Genomic DNA, 14,094 nt, shown 5'->3' on the forward strand with positions numbered 1-14,094 from the left:
TGAATACCAAGGTCTTTGGACGCCTGCGCATACGACACGCCGCGCTGCTTGATCAGCCGCACGGCCTCAAGCTTGAACTCCCGCGTAAACTGCCTTCTCTCCATGACGCACCTCCTGCTCCATAAAACACCTAACTTGGTGTCTTCGGAACCGGGTGCAGCTCATTGATTGGGAATTTGGACCTCGACGCCATCAAGAACGAACATATCGCCCGTTCGTTGATGCTCGCCCGGTTCGCGCCGAGCTAAGAGTTTCTGCCCTTCAAGCGTTTCAATGAGTATGCCGAACCATGAGCAGCTTTCGCGGATCACACCAACTGGAATGGCGCACTTATCCGCACCAAGACAGTAGTCGATAATAGGAATGACCGCCGACTTGCCTGTTTTCGACGAACCGCTGATCACATTTACGATGCCCTTCTCAAACTTGACGATGCGAGGCTCGCCGGGCGCTCTCGGCCAGAGAATAAGACGGAGGATTTGAAAGTACATCAGAACTGAACTCGAAGGGTTGATGCAATTTGGTGAACTGACATTCTGGAAAACCAAGAGCCGATCTTCTGCGCAGCGGGCGGCATCGCTCGGATTCTCTCTGGAAGAACTGGGGGTTTCTTCTCGGGAGAGTTCGAACGAAAATAGCCTTCGTAGTCGATAGTGACTAGTCCACGGTTAGCGGCAATAGCGATGGATTGAAGAGAAAGCTCGCGAAGTGCCAACGCGCGACTATGGACCGCAAGCAGATTTTCATGCTGTTCGCCCAGCTTGGCAGCAAATAGCGCTAACCCAGACGACTTACGAGTTGACACGACCAATTCCAAAGTTGGCTTATGAAGCAGCAGAGGAAGAACTAAGAATGGAAGTAGAAAGCTACTTCGCTGACTGTCTTCTGCTTGGAAGCCTAGGCCAAACTGCCAAATCAGATAGCTCCCCAACGATGGGTTCTGAACTATTTGCAGTTCGCTCAGCCTTCCCGACTCCACCAAGCTACTCTCCCTCGTCGCTTAGCAATTCTCGGTAGTCGGGGTGCCAACCTACACGGCAATCATCGGCAAGCGCGTTGAAGCTGCCATGAACGAAATGGCCGGGCACCTCTCGACCAGCCAGCGACACCTGAGCCCCGCCACAACGATTGTAGGTTAGACGTCCCCTCGCCTCCGGGCTGGAACCCGCATGGGTGTCGGCGATCTCACCACGAATGAACTCATGTCGCCGCACGAGGTCTTCATCCCAGCCACCCAACTCCCCTTCAAAAATATCACCGGCCTCGGCCCACAATGCTTTGTCAGCAGATGTACGAAGAAAGTCGCTAGTTGCACGGACGAATTGCTCATCCTGTGCTTCGATCAGTTCCAATTGGCGAATGAACGTGGGACGCGTCGAGATGACCGCTCCAACCTGCGCAGCCTCAGGAGGGCCAGAGAGGGACCTCAAATAGCCGGGTAAATTGTTCGACTTCATGAAGGATTGAAGGTTTCTCTTGAACTCGTCACCCGAAATAACCGCAGGTCCTCCCTCCCTTATGAGGCGGTCGGCCCTGTCCTTCGCATTTCCTAGAAGATATCGGCACACACGCTGCATCAACTGCTCAGGAACAGCCAAGGCGAGTACCGACTGCAAAGCTACGACCGGATCGTTGTCTCTGCTGTCGATCTCAAGATGGCTAATGAGAGCGAAGCGCTCTTCGTCTGAGGAATCTAAAAATTCTTGTAAGTGAGCCTGACAGCTCCGAGGCTTTCGCCTCTTAGAAAGCGTCGCTCGAATCTGAGCCGTTAGATCACGAACTTGTTCCAGAGTGGTCGCGGCGCTGAGTGCCGCAGCTATCTCGCCCTCGTGAGCGGGAGTGACGTAGATGCGAAAGGCCGTTTGGGCCGGGTCGATTTCACCTGTCTTAATACCCTTAAGCCAGTGGGCGATTGTTTTCCAAAGATCGTCTGCCCAGTCCGAGATTGGATTTTGCTTGAGTGCGCTCTTGTCCTGCTCAAGCAATTGGAAGCCGTTCGAATAGTGGACGGCAACATCCTCGCTATGCTCCATTGAAACATGTGCACCGGGCGGACATTGAAGCAAATGGTAGCAGAGCCGGAGCGGCTGCAATGCGTAACCAAGGTATTGCCCTGGGGCGCTGTATTTCGACGCCTTAAGTGGGATGTTCATCTCGGGACTATCCAGCGCAGGCAGATCAGATATTTAGTCGGAAAGTTCCCACGGACACACGCATTAATTGGTCTTATTCACTGAACTCACGCAATGAAATCGCACCGCAAAGGGGCCGGCGCAGGACCATACGCCGGTAGACGCCAGAGCTGGGGGGTGACAACTGCACTCACCGCTGATACACAAGTCAGACCGGCGAGGCGAAAAACCTCAGCATTTCAGTACGAAAGCTGCTAGTCGTTACAGTTCAATCCTGTCTGGCAGTTGCTACTTCTCGACCGTGGTCCTCGTCCATTTTGGGCAAGCCTTCCAGCGGAAGTTTATGAGCTGGGCGGAGTCGTAGACCCGTTGATCGCAGCAACCCGCCGCAACATGATTTGGCTGTGGGGATAGGATTTTAATCCGGTCCATTTCGTAGCGATCGGGGTTATCGCCGTCGCGTGGCGGTCGAGCCGCCTTATTCCCAGCGTTCCCAGTCGAGGCGAGAGAACCGCTTCAACGAACGCCGCAGTCCGGCGGCAGTGCTGATACAACCCACCTCCGTCGATAGTCCCCGCCAAACCGGAGTATTCGCGCCAACATCGGAGACCTTACGCGACTTCCGACTCGCGCGTCTCCTCGCGGCCGGAACACCGTGGCCAAGCGGCCCTTTGAAGAGGCGAGATCCATATCGCACTCGCTGCCCTCTCACATAGTTTGGGGCATTACTTAGGACATGTAAACTCCGTTCTCAAAAATATGTATATATATCAATATTTTGTTAGAAATGCGCGACTGTGGTGATGCCAGTCGCGCCTTACTTTTGTCTGGGCTTCACTTCTGTCTGGGCTTCACTTCGCCTTTTCCGCCAGCCACGCTCGCCCTTCGCCATAGAGCTTCTCGACCTCAGGCCCGGTCAGGCCGGGCATGTCGCGCTTGACCTTGTAGCCGATCAGCTCCTGCATGTAGGCGAGATGGCGGTAGCCTTCGGGCAGCGCGGCGAGGGCTTTCTGGTCGAGCTGAAGTGTCGCGGCGGGATCGACCGGATCGATCCGGTCCTTCTCGTAGATCGGCTGGCGGCGGATGATGCCCCATTTTCGCTGCCGCTTCTCCAGGAAATCGTAGAAGCGCCCGGTGCAGACGACGTCGCAGGGCACGTCGTGGACCGGCGCGCGCTGCGAGATGGTCATCTTGGTCTGTGCGATGGCGCGCGCACCCTCGAGGTCGATGCTGGTGCCGCCGAGGAAATGCAGGATGCGCACGCCCTTGGCAAACCCCTCCTGACTAACCCGCATGAAATCCCGCGCCGGCCCCTGAAACCAGGTGGCGGACATCCAGCCCTCTTGGTGCCAGACGGTGGCAAAACGCTCCCAATCGCCGGCATCGCGCCAGACCGCCCAATTCTCGACGAGGTCGCGGATGGCGAGGCGGTCGAGGAGTTCTTGGTCCATGAACACGTCTCCGATGGCACTGCAGCTGCAACGGCCGCTGCACGAGGTATGAGCGGCGAATTCGACGGCCGTCAAGCGCGGCAACCGGTCAACAAAAATCCGGCGCACCTTGCGGCACGCCGGATCAGATGTCGTCAAATGCCGGGCGCAGGCGCCTTCCTTACGCCGCCGGTACTTTCGGGGCGCGGTTGCGGGAGTTGCGCTGGAAGAACAGGGCCTGGCTCGCCACCGCCGACACCATCGCCGGCTGGAACGGTTTTGAGATCAGGAACGCCGGCTCGGGGCGCTCGCCGGTGAGGAAGCGTTCCGGGTACGCGGTGATGAACACCACCGGCACCTCGAAGGTGCGGAGCAGCTCGTTGACGGCGTCGAGGCCCGACGAGCCGTCGGCGAGCTGGATGTCGGCGAGGATCAGGCCGGGCCGCTTGTTCTTGGCCAGCGCGACCGCATCGGCGTGGGTGCGGGCGACGCCGACGACATTGTGGCCGAGATTCTTCACCAGGCTCTCGAGGTCCATGGCGATGAAGGTCTCGTCCTCGATGATCAGCACGTCGGTGGCGATCTCGACGGCCATCTCGCGCCCTGCGGCATCCGCAAGCCGGCGCGTCTCGCTGACGTCGGTGCCGAGAATGTAGCCGACTTCCTCTTCCGAGAATCCCTCAAGCGAGAGCAGCAGAAAGGCCTGCCGCGGCAGCGGCGTGATGTTCGACAGCCGTCGCTCCGGCGGCATCGGCAGGTTCGTCACCTCGGAATCGTCGTTGACGGAAACGGAATTCCAGATCTGGGTGAACAGCCGGAACAGGCCGGCGCGGGGCCCGTGGCTCTCGTCGAGCACCGACGGATCGCCCAGCATGGCTTCCAACATGGCTGCGACATAGGCGTCACCGGATGACTGGCTGCCCGTCAGGGCGCGTGCGTATCGGCGCAGCAAAGGCAAGTGTTCAGCAACAAGCTGTGAACGGGACATCCCCACTCCATTCATCTTCGGGCCGACCTTGACGTGCAGACGTTACGCGGGGGGCCCGGGGTTCCCCTGCTGGGCTGATTACGCTTCAGACCGAGAAAAGTTCCGCATCGGGGCGGAACTTTTTCTCGCAGCTCGAATTGAGCCTATCCAGGGAACGGCTCCCGGTTGAGAGAACTTCTCGATTTTACAGTCACTTAACTCGGGGAAACGTGGAACAGGTCATGAAAGATCTCAAGTCTCAAGCAAGCAAAAGCACGACCCCCGGCAAAGGAGGGCTCACTCCGGAAATCCAATCCCGGATCGGCCATCAGCTGCGCGCCATGTACGACGACGTGGTGCGGCAGGGCGTTCCGGACCGGTTCGCGGAACTCATCAAGAAGCTTGATGCGCCAGGAGCGACACCCCAAGTAGAAAATGGTGGCGGATCCAACGACAACAATGGGAGGGATTGATGCCTCTCACCGACTCCCTGCGTAACGACATTCTGGCGGCCGTGCCCAGCCTGCGCGCGTTCGCCATCTCGCTCAGCGGCAATGCGGACCGCGCGGACGATCTGGTTCAGGAGACGCTGTTGCGCGCGCTTGCCAACATCGACTCGTTCCAGCCCGGCTCCAACCTGCCGGCCTGGCTGTTCACGATCCTGCGCAACCTGTTCCGCTCCGACTATCGCAAGCGGCGGCGGGAAGTCGAGGATGCCGAAGGCAACTATGCCAAGACGCTGAAGACACAGCCCTCGCAGAACGCCCATCTCGAGTTCGAGGAATTCCGCACGGCGCTCGATAAGCTTCCGCAGGACCAGCGTGAAGCGCTGATCCTGGTCGGTGCCTCCGGCTTCTCCTACGAGGATGCGGCTTCGATCTGCGGCTGCGCAGTCGGCACGATCAAGAGCCGCGTCAACCGCGCGCGCTCGAAGCTCGCGGCGCTGCTCTATGTCGACGGTGCCGAGGATTTCGGGCCCGACGAGACCATCCGCGCTGTGATCGGCGGCAGCGGCGGATAGCGGCGGGCGTCAATCGGACTTAAACAAGACGAAGGCGGCCGCTTCCGCGGCCGTCTTCGCGCGTCTGAAAAACCTGATGCGGGCTTGTGGATGGCGGGTAGCGTGGCGGCGGTCACTCGTCCACGAAGGTTACGGTCTCGGCCACGCTCGCACGCGAGGTGCGATAGCTGTTGACCTTGTGGGCGTTGTCGGCATAGCCGAACGAGATGCCGCAGACGATTCGGCGGTCATCAGGCAGGTTGAAATGGCGGCGGATCAGGCCGGAGTGGCGCGCCAGCGCCGCCTGCGGAATCGTGCCGACCCCGAGCGCCTGCGCGGCCAGCATGAAGTTCGAGACATAAGCGCCGCAATCGATCGCACCGTAGATGCCGAGCGGCTCGTTGGTGTGGATGATGGCCACATGCGGCGCGCCGAAGAAATTGTAGTTCTCCAGCGCCTGCTTCGCATAGGCCGTCTTGTCGCCCCTGACGATGCCGAGCGTGTTGTAGAGCTGAAAACCGCTCTCGCGGCGGCGTTCGAGATAGGCGCCGACATACTCGCGCGGCGGCGTGAAGTCATAATCGTCGCCGAGCCCGCCGGATGCCTCCGCGTAGATCAGCTTGCGGAAGCGCTCCCTGGCCTCGCCGCTGGCGATGATCACCTGCCAGGGCTGGCTGTTGCACCACGACGCCGTGCGCTGCGCGGTGGTCAGCAAATGCTCGATCGTCGCGCGATCGACGTCTTTGGCCAGGAAGGCACGCACCGAATAGCGCTCGTTGAGGAGCTCTTCGAGCACGCCGATGCGGTCGTTTTGTTTCACTTTAGCGTCCATTGCCTAGCTCGCTTTCGTGCCCCGGACGCGACGCAGCACGAAGTGATGCGGCGCTGAGCCAGGGCCCATTGTGGCCTGTCCATCGTGGCTCCTGGGTCCCGGCTCGCGCGTCGCGCGTCCGGGACACGAGATATCAACGCCCCTTCGTCGGGATCTTGTTATACGGCACGTCCTTGTCGACGCGGATGTCGCCCGGCAGTCCCAGCACGCGCTCGGCGATGATGTTGCGCAAGATCTCGTCGGTGCCGCCGGCGATGCGCATCGAGGGCGAGGACAGCAGCATCTGCTGAAACTGGCCCTGCACCGTCTCCTCGTCCACGCCGGTGAGAACGCCGGCCGCGCCCTGGAGGTCCATGGCGTAGGTCGCAATGTCCTGGAGCATCATGCCGGACACCAGCTTGCCGATCGAATTCTCCGGCCCCGGCCTGTCGCCCTTGGACAGCGCCGAGATCGCGCGGTAGCTGGTGTATTTCAGCCCGCTCGACTTCACCGCCCAGCTCGCAAGTTTTGAACGTACGGCGGGATCGTCGATGGCGAGCCCGTCCTCCAGCATCAGGTTGGAGCAGAACTCGAACATCTCGGGAACGCCGGTCGCAAGCCGGGAGCCGATCGACATGCGCTCGTTCATCAGCGTGGTCAGCGACACGCTCCAGCCCTCGCCGACGGCGCCGAGGCGCTGGCTGTCCGGAATGACGACGTCGGTGAAATAGACCTCGTTGAACTCCTGCATGCCGTTGGCCTGCTTGATCGGGCGCACCTCGACGCCGGGGCTCTTCATGTCCAGGAAGAACATGGTGAGGCCCTTGTGCTTGGGCACGTTGGGATCCGTGCGCGCGATCAAAAGGCCATAGTCGGAATAGTGCGCGCCTGAGGTCCAGATCTTCTGGCCGTTGACGACCCAATTGTCGCCCTTCTTCTCCGCGCGCGTGCGCAAGCCCGCGACGTCAGAGCCGGCCGACGGCTCGGAGAACAGCTGACACCAGATCTCCTCGCCCGCGGCGAGCTTCGGCAAATGGCGGCGCTTGGCGTCCTCGCTGCCGAACGCCATCACGGTCGGGCCGCACATGCCTTCGCCGATCTGGAACGGCTGGGTCAGCTTGCCGTAGACGCCTTCCTCCTGCTGCCAGATCACGCGCTCGATCGGCGTGGCGCCGCGGCCGCCATACTCTTTCGGCCAGTGCAGACAGGCCCAGTTGCCCTCCGCCTTCTTCTTCTGCCAGGCCTTGCCGACATCGACGATGTCGTGCTGTGCAAGCCGGATGCGGCCGAGCGAGGATTTTGACAGCTCCGCCAAAAACTCCTTCGGCGCGTTGGCGTCGGCCCATTTGCGCGCGGTCTCGCGGAATGCGGCTTCCTGCGGGGTGTCATCGAAATTCATGGCGAACCTCAGTTCTTGCTCGGTGTTAGTCCCTCATGGTGAGGAGGCGCGTAGCGCCGTCTCGAACCACGAGGCCCCAATGGGCCTTCATCCTTCGAGACGCCGCGTTCCGCGGCTCCTCAGGATGAGGGTCAGCTTCTTCCCTTGGTCGGGATCTTGTTGAACGGCACGTCCTTGTCGACACGGATGTCGCCGGGCAGGCCCAGCACCCGCTCGGCGATGATGTTGCGCATGATCTCGTCGGTGCCGCCTTCGACACGGGTGCCGGGCGCGCGCAGCAGCATCGCCTGGAAGCGGCCAGCGACTTCGGCATCTTCGGGGCCACTGACCACGCCGGCAGCGCCCTGCAAATCCAGCGCGTAGGTCGCGACATCCTGGATCATGGAGCCCGCCACCAGCTTGCCGATGGAGTTTTCCGGCCCCGGCCGCTCCCCCTTCGACAGCGCCGAGATCGCGCGCATGCTGGTGTAGCGCAGGCCGCTCGCCTTGACCGCCCAGTTCGCCAGCTTCGCGCGCACCGCGCGGTCCTCGATCGCGGGACCGTCGTCGAGCATCAGGCTGGAGCAATAGTCGAACAGCTCCGGAAAGCCGGTCGAGACCCCGGCGCCGATCGACATCCGCTCGTTCATCAGCGTCGTCAGCGAGACGTTCCAGCCGTCATTGACCTCGCCAAGGCGCTGATGATCGGGGATGCGGACGTTGGTGAAATAGACCTCGTTGAAGTCGGAGGCACCGCTGGCCTGCTTGATCGGCCGCACCTCGACACCGGGAGTCTTCATGTCCAGGAAGAACATGGTGAGGCCCTTGTGCTTGGCCACGTTGGGATCGGTGCGGGTGAGCAAAATGCCGTAGTCGGAATAATGCGCCCCCGACGTCCAGATCTTCTGGCCGTTGATGACCCAGTCCTCGCCGTCTCTCTCCGCGCGCGTGCGAAGCCCTGCGACATCGGAGCCGCCGGCCGGCTCGGAGAACAGCTGGCACCAGACCTTCACACCGGAGGCGAGCGGCGGCAGATAGCTGCGCTTATGCTCCTCGCGCGCGAATGCCATCATGGTCGGCCCGCACATGCCGTGGCCGATGATGAACATGCCGGACAGCTTGCCGAACGGGCCCTCTTCCTGCTGCCAGATCACGCGCTCGATCGGCGACGAGCCGCGGCCGCCATAGTCCTTCGGCCAATGCAGGCAGGCCCAGCCGGCGTCGGCCTTTTTCTTCTGCCAGGCCTTTGCGACTTCCAGGATGTTGGCGTTCTTGAGCTGGGTGCGGCCGAGCGAGGATTTGCGCAGCTCGTCCTCGTACTGTTGCGGCGCGTTCGCCGCGATCCAGGCGCGGGCGGTGGCGCGGAATGCGGCCTCCTGCGGGGTGTCTTCGAAGTTCATGATTTCATCTCTCGGTTCGTTCCCCGGACGCTGCGCATCACGAAGTGGTGCGCCGCAGATCCGGGGTCCATTGCGGCCCCTGGGTCCCGGCTCTGCGGCGCTTCGCGCCGCGTCCGGGACACGAGCGGTGGGCTACGCCGCGTTCTTCTTGCGCATGCGGTCGATCAACTGGTCTTCCCAATAGGACAGGCTGCCGAGCCCGAGCGCCATGGCGTTGGCGCGGCGGTAGTACATGTGGCAGTCGAACTCCCAGGTGAAACCCATGCCACCGTGGACCTGGATGTTGTTCTTGGCGCAGTGCTGGAACGCCTGCGTCGCGCTGATGCGCGCGGCGGCGGCGGCTTCCGGCAATTCACCTGCGTTGGTCGAGAGCGCCCAGGCGCCGTAATAGCTGTTGGAGCGTGCCAGCGTCGCCGAGACATACATATCGGCGAGCATGTGCTTGACGGCCTGGAACGAACCGATCTGGCGACCGAAGGCAATGCGGTCGAGCGCGTAGTCGCGGCCCATCTCCAGTGCGCGGTCGGAGCCGCCGACCTGCTCGAAAGCGCACAGCACCGCGGCCCGGTCCAGCACCTGGGTCAGGATGCTCCACCCTTCGCCGGCGGCTCCGAGCGGCTCGGCCTTGCAATCCCTGAAAGTGATCTCGGCCTGCCCGCGGGTCGGATCGAGATTGGTGAGATTCTTCACCTCGACGCCGCCGCCCTTGAGATCGACAATAAACAAGGCAATGTCACCATCGCGTCCGCTCGATCCCGTACGTGCCGCGACCACTGCGAAGTCGGCAATCGCGCCATCCGCAACCGGCTTCTTGACACCGTTGAGCACGCCGTTCGCAGCCGTCAGCTTGATGTTCTTCGGCGACGGATTGCCCTTGCCCTCGAACAGCGCCAGCGTGCCGATCGCCTCGCCGGAGGCAATCGCCGGCAACCATTTTTTCTTCTGCGAATCGCTGCCCGCGATCAGCAGCGCTTCGGCGGCGAGATAGACGGTGGAGGAAAACGGCACCGGCGCATTGGCCCGGCCCATCTCCTCGGCGATCACGCAAAGTTCGAGATGACCGGCGCCCGCACCACCAAAATCCTCGGGAATCGCGACACCGAGAAAGCCCATCTCGGCGAGGCCCTTCCACAGCGCCTTGTCATACGGCGCCTTGCCGTCGAGAATTGCGCGCACCGCCTTGGGCGAGCATTTCTCGGTGAGGAATTTGCGCGCCTGGTCGCGGAGCTGCTTCTGGTCGTCGGAGAAATCGAAGTTCATGGCGCGTACCCGTGTTGATGATGTCGATTACTTGAGAATGATGACGTCCTGGTCGGGCTTGTCGGCATAAAGCCGCTCCACCAGCCCGACGCGGCGCTCCAGGCCGGCGCGCTGGTTGATGTAGCCCTTGTCGGTGAGCTCGTTGCCGTCGATCGAGGGCGGCTCCGCCATCAGCATGGCGCGCGCGATGATGCGGCTGCCGGCGCCTTCGCACTCCCGGTTGTGTGCTTCCAGTCCGCGCCGGAAGCAGGCGATCACCTCGGGGTGCTTCACCGCATCCTCGAAACTCAGGTCGGGGTTGCCGACGAGCTGGCGGCAGGCATGCAGGTTGGGCCAAGCCAATAGCCCGATGAATGCGCGATCCTGCCCCGCGATCAGCGCATCATGCACGACGGGCGTCGCGGCCGCGATCGCATCCGTGCGCAGCGAGCCGACATGGACGAAAGTGCCGGTGGTGAGCTTGAAATCCTCGACCACGCGCCCGGCAAAGATGATGCCCTTCACCGGATCGGCGTCGTCGACGAAGATGCCGGCATCCCCGATACAATAGAAACCTTCCTCGTCGAACATCTTCCTGGTGAGATCGGGCTGGCCGAAATATCCCGGCGTGACGTTGACGCCGCGCAGACGCAGCTCGTATTTCGAGCCGCACGGCACCATCTTCAGTTCGACGCCGGGGAACGGCAGGCCGATCAGGCCAACGCGCTCGGTGTCCCAATAGGTGCCGGTCGAGGTCGGCGCGGTCTCGGTCGAGCCCCAGCCGGTGTAAAACACGATGCGTTCGCCGGTGGTCTTCACCGCGAGCGCCTGCATGCGATCGTAGAGATCATCCGGCAACCGCGCGCCGCCATAGGCCATGATCGAGAGGTTCTTGAAGAAGGAGCGGCACAGCGCATCGTCCTTCTCCATGGCCGCTGCCAACGCAGCATAGCCGGCCGGCACGTTGGCGTAATAGGTCGGCGAGATCTCGCGCAGATTGCGCAGCGTCTCCTCGAACTGGCCCGGCATCGGCCGGCCGTCATCGATATAGAGCGTGCCGCCGTCGACCAGGATCGGGTGGAACGCCGCATTGCCGCCCATGGTGTGGTTCCAGGGCATCCAGTCCAGCATGGTGGAGATCGGACCGCTGGGATCGCGCGGCCGCACCTGCATCATCATCGCCGCATTGGCGCACATCATCGCTTGCGTGTTGATGACGGCCTTGGGCATGCCGGTCGAGCCTGACGTGAACAGCAGCTTGCCGACGGTCTCAGGCGTGATCTTCGCGATCGACGCTTCGACATCGGCGGTCACGGGCGTCGCCACGAGCTCGGCAAAGCTGACGCTCTTGATGCCGTCGCAAGGCCGCAGGACGTGAACGATGGTGACGCCGGTGAGATCGAGCGCTTTCAGCGCCTTCTCGAAGGTCGGGCCATCCTGCACCATCACCACGGCGGGCTTGATCAGATCGAACAGATATTTCAGTTTGACGTGATCATGGCTCATCAAGGAGTAGGCAGGCGACACCGGCGCGGCCGGGACGCGCGCCTGCATCGCAGCCTGCGTCATCAGCGCATGCTCGATCGAATTGCCGGAGAGGATCGTAACCGGGCGGCCGTCGAGCGCGAGATTGAGCAAGCCCTGCGTCAGCGCATCCACCGTGCGCTTGGCTTCGCCATAGGACACCTTGCGCCATTCGCGGTTCGGACCGCCGCGCTGCGCGAGCCAGATGCGCTCGGGCGCTTGCTTGGCCCACTTCGCCAGCGAAGCCGGAATATGCGTCTCGTGAGCTTGCAGCGGAATGCGCGACTTCAGCACAACAGTGCCGTCGCCGCGCCGCTCGACGTCGATGTCGCGCTTGAGCCACTCGACCTTGCGAAACGCGGGCTTCGTCATCACCGCCGCCGCATTCCCACTCATTTTGCGTCTCCCGGAATTTCTCGTCCTTTACGGATCTTCATTGTCAGCGCTTGATATAGACAGGCTTTCGCTTCTCAAGGAAGGCCCTGATGCCCTCCGAAAATTCCTCGGAGCGGCTGCACAGGACCTGGTTGCGGTCCTCCATCGCGATAACGGCTTCCAGCGATCCGGCATCGACGCTCATGTTGAGGCATTCTTTGGACAGGCGCAGGCCCACGGGCGACGCCGTGATCATCGCGTCGACATAAGGTTCGGCGGCGTCATCGAGCTTGTCCTCGTCGACGACCTCGGAGACCAGCCCGACCGCCAGCGCGCGGTCGGCGCCGATGAAGCGCCCAGTGAGGATCAACTCCGAGGCCACGGAGACACCGACGAGACGCGGCAGGAAATAGCTGGTGCCGATGTCGCAGCCGCCGAGGCCGAGCTTGATGAAGGCGCAGTTCATTCGGGCCGACTTCGTGGCGATGCGGATGTCGGAGGCAAGCGCCAGCGCAAAACCGCCGCCGGCCGCCGCGCCCTGTACCAGAGAAATGATCGGCTGCGGACAACGACGCATCAGCATGACGATGTCGGCGATGCGCCGCTGCGAATCCAGCGACTCGGTGACGCCGGGCGGCTCCTGCTGCCCGGCACGACGCGCCATCGCCGCCTTGAGATCGAGGCCTGCGCAAAAATTCCTGCCGGCACCCTTCAGCACCACGACGCGCGTATCGCGGTTGCGCTGGAGGCCCTGGAAGTAAACGTTGAGTGCGTCGATCAGCGCCGGATCAAGCGCGTTGAGGCTTTCAGGACGATTGAGCGTCACCGTGTCGATGCCGTCATGGTGATCGATCAGCAGCGGTTCGGACATGAGGCGCCTCGTGCTTGCCGCCGATCGCGGTGCCGATTGCTACGCCCTCTCCCCTTGTGGGAGAGGGCATGTACGCTGTGAGTCCAGAGTTCACTTGGGTGAGGGGTTTGTCTCCGTGGACGCAAACCCCTCGTCCGGCGCGCGCAGGAGCGCAATTGCGCTCCAAAGCGCGCCACCTTCTCCCACAAGGGGAGAAGGAAGAAGAGCTACCGCGGCGCCATGCGGATGGCGCCGTCGAGGCGGATGGTCTCGCCGTTGAGCATCGCGTTCTCGACCATGTGCACGGCGAGCGCGCCGTATTCGTTCGCATCGCCAAGACGCGAGGGATGGGGCACCTGGGCGCCCAGGCTCTTGCGGGCCTCTTCGTTCAGGCCCATCAGCAGCGGCGTCATGAACAGGCCGGGCGCGATGGTATTGACGCGAATTTTCTGGCTGGCGAGGTCGCGCGCCGCCGGCAGGGTCAAACCAACGACACCACCCTTCGAAGCAGCATAGGCGATCTGGCCGATCTGGCCTTCATAGGCCGCAACGGAAGCCGTGTTGATGATGACGCCACGCTCTTCACCGACCGGCTCGATCGTCACCAGGCGTTCGGCGAACAGACGCAGGCAGTTGAAAGTGCCTATGAGGTTGACGTTGATGATGCGCGCAAACTTTTCCAGCGGGTAGACGCCATCGCGGCCGACGATGCGCTGCGAGCCGCCGATGCCGGCGCAGTTCATCAGCACGCGCGCGACGCCGTGCGCGGCCTCCGCCTTGGCGATCGCCGCTTTGATCTGCTCTTCGCTGGTGACGTCGGCGTGCAGCGCGACGCCTTTCACCTCGGCGGCGACCTTCTCGGCGTTTTCCTTGCTCTGGTCGATCACACCAATCTTGGCGCCCTTGGCGGCCATGGCGCGGGCGGTCGCGGCACCGAGGCCCGAACCACCGCCGGTGATGAGAACGGCTACGTCTTTCAACTGCATCG

General features: G+C 62.3%; 15 protein-coding genes. 2 read left to right on the forward strand and 13 right to left on the reverse strand.

Annotated features, from left to right (window positions below):
- The 6 genes from IVA74_RS32320 to IVA74_RS32345 form a co-directional block, all read right to left on the reverse strand.
- Positions 1–104: transposase (locus IVA74_RS32320; protein WP_247340152.1), on the reverse strand; the 104-nt coding region annotated here is incomplete at its 3' end.
- Between the two features lie 57 nt (positions 105–161).
- Positions 162–491, reverse strand: a complete 330-nt coding sequence (locus tag IVA74_RS32325) for a hypothetical protein (protein WP_247351037.1) — start codon at positions 489–491, stop codon at positions 162–164.
- Positions 491–979 (reverse strand): three component ABC system middle component, encoded by a 489-nt coding sequence (locus IVA74_RS32330; RefSeq protein WP_247351065.1) that lies wholly within the window; start codon positions 977–979, stop codon positions 491–493. Before IVA74_RS32330 ends, IVA74_RS32325 begins: the two co-directional genes overlap by 1 nt.
- A gap of 4 nt (positions 980–983) precedes the next feature.
- Positions 984–2,153, reverse strand: coding sequence for an ABC-three component system protein (locus IVA74_RS32335; protein ID WP_247351038.1), 1,170 nt, complete (start codon positions 2,151–2,153; stop codon positions 984–986).
- A gap of 830 nt (positions 2,154–2,983) precedes the next feature.
- Positions 2,984–3,583 (reverse strand): nuclear transport factor 2 family protein, encoded by a 600-nt coding sequence (locus tag IVA74_RS32340; RefSeq protein WP_247351039.1) that lies wholly within the window; start codon positions 3,581–3,583, stop codon positions 2,984–2,986.
- A gap of 160 nt (positions 3,584–3,743) precedes the next feature.
- A complete protein-coding gene (locus IVA74_RS32345; RefSeq protein ID WP_247351040.1) occupies positions 3,744–4,550 on the reverse strand; it encodes a response regulator in 807 nt (268 codons plus the stop codon).
- A 221-nt stretch (positions 4,551–4,771) separates the two neighbouring features.
- Here IVA74_RS32345 and IVA74_RS32350 point away from each other — a divergent pair, with 221 nt between their 5' ends.
- Positions 4,772–5,002, forward strand: a complete 231-nt coding sequence (locus IVA74_RS32350) for a NepR family anti-sigma factor (protein ID WP_026232505.1) — start codon at positions 4,772–4,774, stop codon at positions 5,000–5,002.
- Positions 5,002–5,550, forward strand: coding sequence for a sigma-70 family RNA polymerase sigma factor (locus tag IVA74_RS32355; RefSeq protein ID WP_007597240.1), 549 nt, complete (start codon positions 5,002–5,004; stop codon positions 5,548–5,550). The genes IVA74_RS32350 and IVA74_RS32355 overlap by 1 nt, the downstream gene beginning before the upstream one ends.
- Before the next feature lie 112 nt (positions 5,551–5,662).
- On the opposite strand, the gene IVA74_RS32360 is transcribed toward IVA74_RS32355, so the two are convergent.
- From IVA74_RS32360 to IVA74_RS32390, 7 genes are all read right to left on the reverse strand, one after another.
- Positions 5,663–6,361: a nitroreductase gene (locus IVA74_RS32360; RefSeq protein ID WP_247351041.1), complete on the reverse strand. Its 699-nt coding sequence runs from the start codon at positions 6,359–6,361 to the stop codon at positions 5,663–5,665.
- 133 nt (positions 6,362–6,494) lie between these two features.
- Positions 6,495–7,739 carry an acyl-CoA dehydrogenase gene (locus IVA74_RS32365; RefSeq protein ID WP_247351042.1) on the reverse strand — a complete coding sequence of 415 codons (1,245 nt, stop codon included), beginning with the start codon at positions 7,737–7,739 and terminating at the stop codon, positions 6,495–6,497.
- 131 nt (positions 7,740–7,870) lie between these two features.
- Positions 7,871–9,118, reverse strand: coding sequence for an acyl-CoA dehydrogenase (locus tag IVA74_RS32370; protein WP_247351043.1), 1,248 nt, complete (start codon positions 9,116–9,118; stop codon positions 7,871–7,873).
- Between the two features lie 132 nt (positions 9,119–9,250).
- Positions 9,251–10,378 carry an acyl-CoA dehydrogenase family protein gene (locus IVA74_RS32375; RefSeq protein WP_247351044.1) on the reverse strand — a complete coding sequence of 376 codons (1,128 nt, stop codon included), beginning with the start codon at positions 10,376–10,378 and terminating at the stop codon, positions 9,251–9,253.
- 27 nt (positions 10,379–10,405) lie between these two features.
- Positions 10,406–12,277 (reverse strand): AMP-binding protein, encoded by a 1,872-nt coding sequence (locus tag IVA74_RS32380; protein WP_247351045.1) that lies wholly within the window; start codon positions 12,275–12,277, stop codon positions 10,406–10,408.
- 43 nt (positions 12,278–12,320) lie between these two features.
- Positions 12,321–13,127 carry an enoyl-CoA hydratase/isomerase family protein gene (locus IVA74_RS32385; RefSeq protein ID WP_247351047.1) on the reverse strand — a complete coding sequence of 269 codons (807 nt, stop codon included), beginning with the start codon at positions 13,125–13,127 and terminating at the stop codon, positions 12,321–12,323.
- A 206-nt stretch (positions 13,128–13,333) separates the two neighbouring features.
- Complete coding sequence (locus IVA74_RS32390; protein ID WP_247351049.1) at positions 13,334–14,092, reverse strand: SDR family NAD(P)-dependent oxidoreductase; 759 nt, start codon at positions 14,090–14,092, stop codon at positions 13,334–13,336.
- Positions 14,093–14,094: the final 2 nt, after the last annotated feature.

The organism is Bradyrhizobium sp. 132 (genome assembly GCF_023074185.1).
Classification (GTDB): domain Bacteria; phylum Pseudomonadota; class Alphaproteobacteria; order Rhizobiales; family Xanthobacteraceae; genus Bradyrhizobium.

Coding starts and splice junctions, on each gene's coding strand:
- IVA74_RS32335 (WP_247351038.1), bottom strand. CDS start 2,153: ATGAACATCCCACTTAAGGCGTCGAAATACAGCGCCCCAGGGCAATAC.
- IVA74_RS32340 (WP_247351039.1), bottom strand. CDS start 3,583: ATGGACCAAGAACTCCTCGACCGCCTCGCCATCCGCGACCTCGTCGAG.
- IVA74_RS32350 (WP_026232505.1), top strand. CDS start 4,772: ATGAAAGATCTCAAGTCTCAAGCAAGCAAAAGCACGACCCCCGGCAAA.
- IVA74_RS32345 (WP_247351040.1), bottom strand. CDS start 4,550: ATGTCCCGTTCACAGCTTGTTGCTGAACACTTGCCTTTGCTGCGCCGA.
- IVA74_RS32375 (WP_247351044.1), bottom strand. CDS start 10,378: ATGAACTTCGATTTCTCCGACGACCAGAAGCAGCTCCGCGACCAGGCG.
- IVA74_RS32390 (WP_247351049.1), bottom strand. CDS start 14,092: ATGCAGTTGAAAGACGTAGCCGTTCTCATCACCGGCGGTGGTTCGGGC.
- IVA74_RS32380 (WP_247351045.1), bottom strand. CDS start 12,277: ATGAGTGGGAATGCGGCGGCGGTGATGACGAAGCCCGCGTTTCGCAAG.
- IVA74_RS32385 (WP_247351047.1), bottom strand. CDS start 13,127: ATGTCCGAACCGCTGCTGATCGATCACCATGACGGCATCGACACGGTG.
- IVA74_RS32355 (WP_007597240.1), top strand. CDS start 5,002: ATGCCTCTCACCGACTCCCTGCGTAACGACATTCTGGCGGCCGTGCCC.
- IVA74_RS32370 (WP_247351043.1), bottom strand. CDS start 9,118: ATGAACTTCGAAGACACCCCGCAGGAGGCCGCATTCCGCGCCACCGCC.
- IVA74_RS32365 (WP_247351042.1), bottom strand. CDS start 7,739: ATGAATTTCGATGACACCCCGCAGGAAGCCGCATTCCGCGAGACCGCG.
- IVA74_RS32360 (WP_247351041.1), bottom strand. CDS start 6,361: ATGGACGCTAAAGTGAAACAAAACGACCGCATCGGCGTGCTCGAAGAG.
- IVA74_RS32325 (WP_247351037.1), bottom strand. CDS start 491: ATGTACTTTCAAATCCTCCGTCTTATTCTCTGGCCGAGAGCGCCCGGC.